The organism is Duganella guangzhouensis, from assembly GCF_009674535.1.
GTDB lineage: Bacteria > Pseudomonadota > Gammaproteobacteria > Burkholderiales > Burkholderiaceae_D > Rugamonas > Rugamonas guangzhouensis.
Genome location: NZ_WKJK01000044.1, coordinates 1 through 9,871 on the forward strand (window position 1 = coordinate 1; position 9,871 = coordinate 9,871).

The window sequence follows — 9,871 nt, forward strand, 5'->3', positions numbered from 1 at the left end:
TCCTCCGCGCCGTCCGCGCCGTCCGCGCCGTCCGCGACCGGCCCCGCCGCCGCGCCGGTGCGCGCCGATTTGCCACATCCGCTGCTGTCGCTGGCGCCGCTGGTGCTGGTCGGCGTCGCCAACTTCGCGCTGACCAAACTGATCCCCGGCTGGTACGGCGATAACTACCAACTGACCGAAGCCGCCTTGCCCGGCCTGCACACCCCGGTCACGCTGACCATCAAAACAGTAGTGGGCATCTGGGCCGTCGAAGGCGCGCTGTTGCTGGGCATCCTGCTGACCGTAATCACCGCTTTCGGCCGCATCCGCCTCACCTTTGCCGACGGCACCAAAGCCGCAGTGGGCGGCGCGCTGCTGGCCGCCATGAACACCGCCTCCGAATACGGCTTTGGTGGCGTGATCGCCGCGCTGCCCGGCTTCCTGTCGGTGAGCGAAGCGCTGCGCAGTGTGCCCAACCCGCTGGTCAACGCCGCCGTCTCCGTGACCTCGCTGGCCGGCATCACCGGCTCCGCCTCGGGCGGCATGAGCATCGCGCTGGCCGCCATGTCCGAACAATTCATCCAGGCCGCCAACGCCGCCCACATCCCGCTTGAAGTCATGCACCGCGTAGTCGCCATGGCCAGCGGCGGCATGGACACGCTGCCGCACAACGGCGCCGTCATCACGCTGCTGGCCGTAACCGGCCTGACCCACCGCCAATCCTACCGCGACATCTTCGGCATCACCGTCATCAAGACGCTGGCGGTGTTCGTGGTGATCGCGGCCTACTATCTGACCGGGTTGGTGTAAGCTCCTCTGGAGATCGCACCTGCTGAAGGAAAACCATGAGCGAAGCTGTGCAGAAGGTCAACAACGGTGCTGAACCTAGGTTGTCCAGTGTGCCATTGTTCCGGCAGACTGGCCGAGTTGCTCAGCTTGCGTCGCGGTCTCGGCAGGTGCTGGCGCTACAGAATATCCAGGCGCTGATGGACGGTAGTCGCCAGACTAAACAGCTCACTGCGCGGCAGCAAGCCACCAATTCCCGCGTGCCAGTGCAAAGAAGGGTGGACGATTCGAAGATTTCGGACGTTGAGGTCAAACAGGCGCTGACTTTAGCCAAATCATTGGGAGTGTTCCAGGACGTTGCCGCGAACGATCAAATTCAGGTAAACGTCGATCTGAATAGCGCAGCTGATGAGGGGAGCTACGCTGATGTCCGTGTGATACGGTGGTCCGGGCCAATAACCTACGAAATTACGCTCTACAAGCAAGCATGTTCCAGAGACGGTAAATTTGAACCAGGTATCGCTGCATATGCGTTACAGCACGAAATGGACCTGCATGTCCTGAAGACGGACGGTGAGGGAAGGCGATCGGCCAACACGGACAAACGGCACCCAAATAAGAAGGATGCCGAGGAACATCAGAAAATTATCACCCCGTGGGACGTCACGATTTCAGAGACGCTTTCCATTATCAGGACGCGAGGAGACTACGCGCGCCGTGTTGTCGAGCAATTGCAAGTGGGCCTAAGTCTGGAAAATTCCTACAGAGACATCTACGCCTACTACTGCTCGTATTGTAATGATGTGGTAAATACTATTCGTTCCAAGTTTCTCAATTGCATCGATGCCTCGCGCCCGGCGCCGCACTATGGGGTCCTGACAAAGCAAGACTTGTGGGACGTGATGGCAGTTTTTGATGAGGTATTTCACGCGTTACTCGAAGCGTGTGCGGCGAAGGTGATTCAAACAGAAGAAGAGAGCGTGAAGCTAGAAAAATTTAAACAGCTAGCGACAAAAAAATTCGCCGAATGCAGACAGAATTTGCAACTTGAGCGCTTGGAAAGCGGCCTAGAAAAATAATAACTAGTGACGATCGCGTAGCAATATAATTGAGTCATGAGTTCCGGGACTTGTTGGCGCAAGCCTCCCCCTGGAAACAAGAGAGTGAGAATGGCCCGCTTCGGTGGGCCATTCGCTTTTGCGCTCAAGGTTTTCGTTCAATCGCTGGATTTACCATGATTTTCCGATGAAACCACATTCAGTCGCTGATACCACACAAATATTTCGCATGGCATTCTGGCATTGTCGTTATGAATATTTCGTGGCAGTATGGATAGTTTCATGTGTGTACTCGTAGGGAGGTTGGATTGAAGAAAACCATGCTTGTCCTGTCGCTGATGGCTGCTTTTGCAGCGCATGCGGCCACTGGTCCTGAATTTGACGCAAAACGTCTGTCGCAGGATGTGAAAGTACTGTCGTCCGATGAATTCGAAGGCCGTGGCCCGAATACCGCCGGTGAGACCAAGACCGTCGATTACCTGGTCGAACAGTTCAAAGCCGCCGGCCTGCAGCCGGGCGGCGATCTGGTCAAAGGTAAACGCGGCTGGACCCAGAACGTGCCGCTGGGCCGTTTCGAGATTCAGGGACCGGTCACGCTGACGCTGAACGACGGCAAAGCCTCCCAGGCGCTGAAGCAGGGCGATGATCTGGCCGTGCGCGCCGCCATGAATGGCAGCAAACTGATCGACTTCAAGAACGCGCCGCTGGTGTTCGTTGGCTACGGTGTCACCGCGCCTGAGCGCCACTGGGACGATTTCAAGGGCCAGGATCTGAAGGGCAAGCTGGCGGTGGTGCTGATTAATGACCCCGATTTCGAAACCGGCGAGGGCGATTTCGGCGGCAAGGCCATGACCTACTACGGCCGCTGGACCTACAAGTATGAAGAGATGGCGCGTCGCGGCGCGCTCGGCACGCTGATCGTGCACGAAACCGCGCCGGCCGCCTACGGCTGGAACACGGTCAAGAATTCCAACACCAACGTCATGTACGACATCGTGCGCAAGAAGCCGGGCGCGGTGCACGCGCCGATGGAAGCGTGGATTCAGCGTGACCTGACGGTTGATCTGTTCAAGCGCGCCGGCCTGGATTTCGAAGCGTTGAAGAAGCAGGCGCAAACTCGCGACTTCAAACCGGTTGAACTGAAAGGCATCACGCTGTCGGCCAAGTACGCGGTGGATGCTCAGGTCATCAATTCGAAGAACGTGGTGGCGCGCGTGGTTGGCGCCAAGGCGCCGAATGAAACCGTGATCTACAGCGGCCACTGGGACCATCTGGGCATCGGCCTGCCGGATGCCAAGGGCGACAAGATCTACAACGGCGCGATCGACAACGGCACCGGCATCGCCGCGCTGCTGGAACTGGCGCGCGCTTATGGCAAGGCACCGGCACCGGCGCGTAGTGTGGTGTTCCTGGCGGTGACCGCTGAGGAGAAGGGTTTGCTGGGCTCCGAGTACTACGCGTCCAATCCGGTGTATCCGCTGGCCACCACGGTTGGCGTGATCAACATGGATGCGTTGAGCGCGCGCGGTGTGGCACGCGACTTCACCATCTCCGGCAGCGCCAAGCTGGATCTGCTGGATCGTCTGATCGCCAAGGGCAAGGACTGGGACCTGAGCTACACCCCGGACCCAACGCCGGAAGCCGGTCACTTCTTCCGTTCGGACCATTTCTCGTTCGCCAAGAAGGGCGTGCCGGCGGTGTCGTTCGGCTCGGGGAATGACTGGGTGGAGGGCGGTCTGGCGGCTGGCCGCAAGTCCAAGCAGGATTACGTGACCGCCAACTACCACCAGCCATCCGACGAGTGGAGCGCTGACTGGAGCTTCGCTGGCATGGCGCATGATCTGGGCCTGCTGTATGCGGTGGGTCGCGATCTGGCCGACTCGCGCGATTGGCCTAACTGGGCCAAGGACGCCGAGTTCCGCGCCGCGCGCGACGCCAGCGCCGCTCAGCGCAAGTAAGCCATGACGCTACAGGCCCACGAACTATGCTGCGTTCGCGGCGAACGCCAGCTGTTCGTGGGCTTGTCGTTTACGCTGGCTGCCGGCCAGGCGCTGCGCGTGCGTGGCGCCAACGGCAGTGGCAAGACTTCGCTGCTGCGTACCTTGGCTGGTTTGGCGCAAGCTGAATCGGGCGAGGTGCGCTGGCAGGGCGCGCGGATTGCGTCCTGTCGCGATGTGTATCGCTCACAGATGATTTATCTGGGCCATGCGGCTGCGGTCAAGGACGAGTTGCTGGCGTGGGAAAACCTGGTCTACAGTGCGCGGCTGCAGGGGAGTTCGCTGACGCGGGCCGATGCCGAGCAGTCGTTGAAGGCGCTCGGGCTGGGGCGCGCGGCGCAGTTGCCGGCACGTGCGCTGTCGCAGGGCCAGCGCAAGCGTCTCGCGCTGGCGCGCCTGCATGGCGTGGAAGGCGAGGGCGCGCCGCTTTGGATACTGGATGAGCCATTCAATGCGCTCGACCAGGACGCCGTCGCCGCCCTGTGTGCGACGCTGGACCGCCACTTCGCACGCGGCGGCATGCTGGTCTACACCACGCACCAGGACCTGCCGCTGCATCCAGCGCAAGCGCTGGAACTGAACCTCGACCGCGCCCCCGGCTCCGCCGCATCCCGCACGGACGCCGCCGCGATCGTGCCGTCCGCCGCCGCGCCGCTTGCCGCGATCACCGCGCCTGCCGTCGTCGCCACATCTGCCGCCATCACCGCATCTGCCGCCGGCATTGCGCCTGCCGCCGTCGCGCCGTCCGCGAGTGCCGCGCCGTCCGCGTCACCGAAAGCCCCGCCATGCTGAGCGCATTTTTGGGCGTGATCCGCCGCGATTTGCTGCTGGCGATGCGCAATCGCGCCGACGTACTGGCCAGCGTGATCTTCTTCGTTATCGTCGCCGCACTGGCGCCGCTCGGCCTCGGCCCCGAGCCGGCCATGCTGCGCACCATCGGCCCCGGCATGCTGTGGATCGCCGCGCTGCTGGCCTCCATGCTGGCGCTGCAACGCCTGTTCGCCCAGGACCACGCCGACGGCACCCTCGAACAATTACTCCTTTCCCCCGAACCCACCACCCTGCTGGTGGCCGGCAAAATCCTCGCCCACTGGCTGACCTGCGGCCTGCCGCTGATCGTGCTGTCACCACTACTGGCGCTGCAATTCGGCCTGCCCGCCGAACAAGTCTGGGTACTGATGGCCAGCCTGCTGCTCGGCACCCCCATCCTCAGCCTGATCGGCGCCATCGGCGCCGCCCTCACGCTCGGCGTGCGCGGCGGCGGCGTGCTGATCGCACTCTTGGTTTTGCCACTGTATATACCAGTTCTCATCTTTGGTGCCGGCGCCGCTGTCGCGCCGGATCCACAATCGCATCTGCTGTTGCTGGGCGGTCTGCTGGCGGGCGCTCTGGCGCTGGCGCCGTGGGCCACTGCGGCCGCATTGTGCATTGCGGTAGAGTGACACTCGTTGATACAATGTCCACCAATGAAAATCCAGGTTAATAGTCTGCTCTATCGCTACGCATCGCCGCAGCAGTTCTACCCATTAGCGAGCAAACTGATTCCCTGGTTTGCCGCGCTGGCGGTAGTGCTGACCGTGGCCGGCCTGTATGTCGGTCTGGTGGTCGCTCCCACCGACTGGCAGCAAGGCGATTCCTACCGCATCATCTACGTCCACGTGCCCGCCGCCTGGATGTCGATGGTGATTTACCTCGCCATGGCCTTTTGGGCCGGACTCGGTCTGGTGCTGAACGCGCGCCTGTCGGCCATGATGGCCAGTGCGCTGGCGCCGACCGGCGCCCTGTTCACCGCGCTGGCGTTGTGGACCGGCGCCTTGTGGGGCAAGCCCACCTGGGGCGCCTGGTGGGTGTGGGACGCGCGCCTGACCTCCGAATTAATCCTGCTATTCCTCTACATCGGCTTCATGACCCTGCAATCCGCCATCACCGATCCGCGCCGCGCCGACCGCGCCGGCGCCGTGCTGGCGCTGGTGGGCGTGGTCAACATCCCCATCATCTACTTCTCCGTCAAATGGTGGAACACCCTGCACCAGGGGGCATCGGTCAGTCTGACCACCGCCCCCAGTATGGTCGCCGTGATGTTGACCGGGATGCTGCTGGTGACGCTGGGCGCCTGGGCTTACAGCATCGCCGCCGCGCTGGCGCGCCTGCGCTGTATCATCCTCGAACGCGAAAAACGCAGCCCGTGGCTGCAGGCGCTGCACGCCGGAGGCCAGGCATGAGCGACTGGCTGCACATGGGCGGTTATGGCCTGTACGTCTGGGGCTCGATCGGCGTGGCGCTGCTGCTGCCGGTCGCGGAAGCCATCGCCCTGCGTCTGCGCCGCCGCGCCGCGCTGGAACAACTGCAACATCAACAGGATCAAGAATGAAGTCCCGACACAAGCGCCTGGCGCTGATCGGCGCCGGGCTGGCGCTGCTGGCGCTGGCCGCCTGGCTGATCTCCTCAGCCTTCCAGAAAAACCTGGTGTTCTCGGTGACGCCCACCGAAATGCTGTCGCAGCCGCAGTCCGGCCGCAGCGTGCGCATGGGCGGGCTGGTGGAAAAGGGCAGCTTGCGCCGCAATGGCGACGGCGTCACGGTCGACTTCATCATCACCGACCTGGCGCAGAGTGTGCCGGTGCGCTATAGCGGCATCCTGCCCGACCTGTTCAAGGAGGGCAAAGGCGCGGTGGTGCAGGGCAAACTGGAAGGCGGCGTATTCGTCGCCACCGAAGTGCTGGCCAAGCACGATGAAAACTACATGCCGCCAGACGCGGCGCGCGCACTGAAACAGGCTGCGGAAGCCAAGGAAAAAAAATGATCCCCGAACTAGGTTCTTTCGCGCTGATGCTGGCGTTTTGCGTGGCGCTGCTTCAGGGCGTGATGCCATTGGCGGCCTCGCTGCGCGATGGTCCATCCAGCGCGCGCTGGATGGCGCTGGCGCGGCCTGCCGCCTACGCCCAGGCACTGCTGGTGACGCTGGCCTTCGGCTGCCTGGTGCAGGGTTTCGTGGTCAATGATTTCAGCATCTTGTATGTGGCTTCGCATTCCAACTCGCTGCTGCCGCTGTACTACCGCGTCTCCGCCGTATGGGGCGGCCACGAAGGTTCGCTGCTGTTGTGGATACAGATGCTGGTGCTGTGGACCGCCGCCGTGGCGGCGTTGAGCCGCCAATTGCCGGCGCCGGTGGTGGCGCGCGTGCTGGGCGTGCTGGGTCTGATCAGTGTCGGTTTCCTCGCCTTCATTCTGTGGACCTCCAACCCGTTCGAGCGCCTGTTGCCGGCCGCCGCCGAAGGACAGGATCTGAACCCGCTGCTGCAGGATATCGGCATGATCGCCCATCCACCGCTGCTGTACATGGGCTATGTCGGCTTCTCGGTGGCGTTCGCGTTCGCGATTGCGGCGCTGATCGGCGGCCAACTGGATGCTGCGTGGGCGCGCTGGTCGCGGCCGTGGACCTTGGTGGCGTGGACCTTCATGACGCTGGGGATCTTCCTCGGCAGCTTCTGGGCCTACTATGAACTGGGTTGGGGCGGCTGGTGGTTCTGGGATGCGGTGGAAAACGCGTCCTTCATGCCATGGCTGGTCGGCACCGCGTTGATACACTCGCTGTCGGTCACCGAAAAACGCGGCAGCTTCAAGAACTGGACCGTGCTGTTGGCGATTATGGCGTTCGCGCTGTCGTTGCTGGGCACCTTCCTGGTGCGTTCGGGCGTGCTGACTTCCGTGCACGCCTTTGCCACCGATCCGCGTCGCGGCCTGTTCGTGCTGGTGTTCCTGGCGCTGGTGGTGGGCGCCTCGCTGATGCTGTACGCCTGGCGCGCGCCGAAGGTGGGACTGGGCGGCCGCTTCGCCATGCTGTCGCGCGAATCGCTGCTGCTGGTGAATAACGTGCTGCTGGTGGCCGCCGCCGGCACCGTGCTGCTGGGGACTCTGTATCCGCTGTTCCTGGATGCGCTGGGCATGGGCAAGATCTCGGTCGGCCCGCCGTACTTCGAAACCGTGTTTGTGCCGCTGATGGCGCCGATGTTGCTGCTGATGGCTATCGGCCCGTTCTTGCGCTGGAAACAGGCAGGCTTCAAGGATGTGCGCAGCCTGCGCTGGGTGGGCCTGGCCGCCGTGCTGTGCGCGATGGCGGCCGCGATCGCGGTTGGCGCCTCGCCGCTGCTGGTGATGGGCTTGACGTTGGCGGCGTGGATTTTGCTGGCCACCGTCTGGCATCTGTTGCAGCGCCTGCGCGTGTTCGAGGATAACCGCACCCGTTTCAGCCATCGTTTGTCCACGCTGCCGGGCAGCTACTGGGGCATGCTGATCGCGCACGCCGGCATTGGCGTGTTCGTTATCGGCGTGACGCTGGTGAAGGGCCGCGAGATTTCGCACGATGTGCCGATGCAGAGCGGCGATATCCATCAGGTGGGCGGCTATGATTTCCGTTTTGTCGGTTTGCAGAATGTGCAAGGCCCGAATTACCAGGCGGTACGCGGTACCTTTGATGTCACCCGCAACGGCCAGCATGTGACCACGCTGTCGCCGGAGAAGCGCCAGTTCGCGTCCGGCGGCATGCCGATGACCGAGGCGGCCATTGACCGTGGCCCGACTCGCGACCTGTATCTGGCGCTGGGCGAGGAGGTCAAGCCGGGCAATTGGATCGTGCGCATTCAGCACAAGCCGTTTGTGGCGTGGATTTGGGCCGGTGCACTGCTGATCGCGTTTGGCGGCATGGTGACGGCGCTGGACAAGCGCTATCGTCTGAAACGGAGCAAGCCATGAAGCGCTTCATTTTGCCGCTGGCGGTGTTCGCCGTGCTGCTCGGTTTTCTGCTGGTGGGCCTGCGGCTCGATCCGCGCGAAGTGCCGTCGCCGTTGATCGACAAGCCGGCGCCGGTGTTTTCGGTGACGCAGTTGCATGCGCCGGAGCGCACCATCGGCACGCGCGATATGGCGGGGCAGGTGTGGATTTTGAATGTGTGGGCGTCGTGGTGCGTGGCTTGCCGCCAGGAGCATCCGGTGCTGATGCAATTGGCCGGCATGAAGCTGGCGCCCATCGTCGGCCTGAATTACAAGGATAGCCGCGACGAGGGCATCGCCACGTTGCAGGGCGCGGGCAATCCGTATGTGGTGTCGGCGTTCGACCAGGATGGCCGGGTTGGCATCGACTTCGGCGTGTATGGCGTGCCGGAGACCTTCGTGATCGATAAGCGCGGTGTGATTCGCTACAAGCAGATCGGCATTCTGACGCCGGAGCTGATTAGCAGCACGCTGGCGCCGCTGATCGCCAAGCTGAATCAGGAGGCTGCGCATGGCTAAGTGGATTGCTGTTTTGCTGATGTCTGTCGCGCTGCGCGCGCAGGCGGCCGATGCGGACCTGGACAAGCGCGCGGCGGATCTGGAGAACCAGTTGCGTTGTCTGGTTTGTCAAAATCAGACCATCGCTGATTCGCACGCCGGCCTGGCGGAGGACTTGCGCCGTGAGGTGCGCGAGCAGCTGGCGCAGGGCAAGTCGGAGCAGGAGGTGCTGGATTTCATGGTGCAGCGTTATGGCGATTTTGTGCTGTATCGCCCGCCGGTGAAGCGCACCACGTGGCTGCTGTGGTTTGGTCCGGCGCTGCTGCTGGCCGCCGGCGCCTGGCTGCTGATTGCGCGCTTGCGCGCGGCGCGTTCGCGTGCCGCCGAGCCGTCGCCGTCCGAAGAAGAATTACAGCGCGCTCGCGCATTGCTGGATAAGGAGCAGCCATGAATGGTTTCATCATCGCCGCCGCGCTGATTTGCGTGGTGGTCCTGTGGCTGGTGCTGCGTCCCTTGCTGTCGCGTCGCGAGGTTGCCGCTGGCGCCGCGCCGCAGTCGGATGAATTGAACCTCGCCGTGCTGCGCGACCAACTGCGCGAGCTGGATGCGGATCGTGAGCAGGGCAGCATCGATGCCGAAGCCTACGCCATCGCCCGCCGCGAACTCGAACAACGCGTGGCCGAAGACGTGCGCCCGGCCGCCGCGCAAGCCGCCAACCGCGTGGCCGGTAACGCGTCCGCCGTCGGCGCCGATCCGGCGGCCGGCGTCGCAGCCGCCGCGTCGGG

The 9,871-nt window shown here is 63.3% G+C and carries 11 protein-coding genes and 1 pseudogene; all 12 read left to right on the forward strand.

From position 1 onward, the window contains the following. Positions 1–789, forward strand: a pseudogene (locus GJ699_RS33515) (GntP family permease); the annotation flags it as partial. A 35-nt stretch (positions 790–824) separates the two neighbouring features. Beyond that, on the forward strand, positions 825–1,844 hold the full coding sequence (locus tag GJ699_RS33520) for a hypothetical protein (RefSeq protein WP_154383752.1): 1,020 nt from the start codon (positions 825–827) through the stop codon (positions 1,842–1,844). A 299-nt stretch (positions 1,845–2,143) separates the two neighbouring features. Then, positions 2,144–3,781 carry a M28 family metallopeptidase gene (locus tag GJ699_RS33525; protein WP_229262420.1) on the forward strand — a complete coding sequence of 546 codons (1,638 nt, stop codon included), beginning with the start codon at positions 2,144–2,146 and terminating at the stop codon, positions 3,779–3,781. Between the two features lie 3 nt (positions 3,782–3,784). Beyond that, positions 3,785–4,612 (forward strand): cytochrome c biogenesis heme-transporting ATPase CcmA, encoded by an 828-nt coding sequence (gene ccmA, locus GJ699_RS33530; protein WP_229262421.1) that lies wholly within the window; start codon positions 3,785–3,787, stop codon positions 4,610–4,612. Next, entirely contained in the window at positions 4,606–5,262 is a 657-nt protein-coding gene (ccmB, locus tag GJ699_RS33535; RefSeq protein ID WP_154383754.1) for a heme exporter protein CcmB, read from the forward strand. Before ccmA ends, ccmB begins: the two co-directional genes overlap by 7 nt. Before the next feature lie 24 nt (positions 5,263–5,286). Next, a complete protein-coding gene (gene ccmC / locus GJ699_RS33540; RefSeq protein ID WP_154383755.1) occupies positions 5,287–6,042 on the forward strand; it encodes a heme ABC transporter permease CcmC in 756 nt (251 codons plus the stop codon). Then, complete coding sequence (gene ccmD, locus GJ699_RS33545) at positions 6,039–6,191, forward strand: heme exporter protein CcmD (RefSeq protein ID WP_154383756.1); 153 nt, start codon at positions 6,039–6,041, stop codon at positions 6,189–6,191. The genes ccmC and ccmD overlap by 4 nt, the downstream gene beginning before the upstream one ends. Next, positions 6,188–6,622 (forward strand): cytochrome c maturation protein CcmE, encoded by a 435-nt coding sequence (gene ccmE, locus GJ699_RS33550; protein ID WP_154383757.1) that lies wholly within the window; start codon positions 6,188–6,190, stop codon positions 6,620–6,622. The genes ccmD and ccmE overlap by 4 nt, the downstream gene beginning before the upstream one ends. Then, on the forward strand, positions 6,619–8,571 hold the full coding sequence (locus GJ699_RS33555) for a heme lyase CcmF/NrfE family subunit (RefSeq protein WP_154383758.1): 1,953 nt from the start codon (positions 6,619–6,621) through the stop codon (positions 8,569–8,571). The genes ccmE and GJ699_RS33555 overlap by 4 nt, the downstream gene beginning before the upstream one ends. After that, positions 8,568–9,107, forward strand: a complete 540-nt coding sequence (locus GJ699_RS33560; RefSeq protein WP_154383759.1) for a DsbE family thiol:disulfide interchange protein — start codon at positions 8,568–8,570, stop codon at positions 9,105–9,107. The genes GJ699_RS33555 and GJ699_RS33560 overlap by 4 nt, the downstream gene beginning before the upstream one ends. Further along, a complete protein-coding gene (locus tag GJ699_RS33565) occupies positions 9,100–9,537 on the forward strand; it encodes a cytochrome c-type biogenesis protein (protein ID WP_154383760.1) in 438 nt (145 codons plus the stop codon). The genes GJ699_RS33560 and GJ699_RS33565 overlap by 8 nt, the downstream gene beginning before the upstream one ends. Next, a partial coding sequence (ccmI, locus tag GJ699_RS33570) for a c-type cytochrome biogenesis protein CcmI (RefSeq protein ID WP_154383761.1) occupies positions 9,534–9,871 on the forward strand: 338 nt, incomplete at its 3' end. The genes GJ699_RS33565 and ccmI, both read left to right, overlap by 4 nt.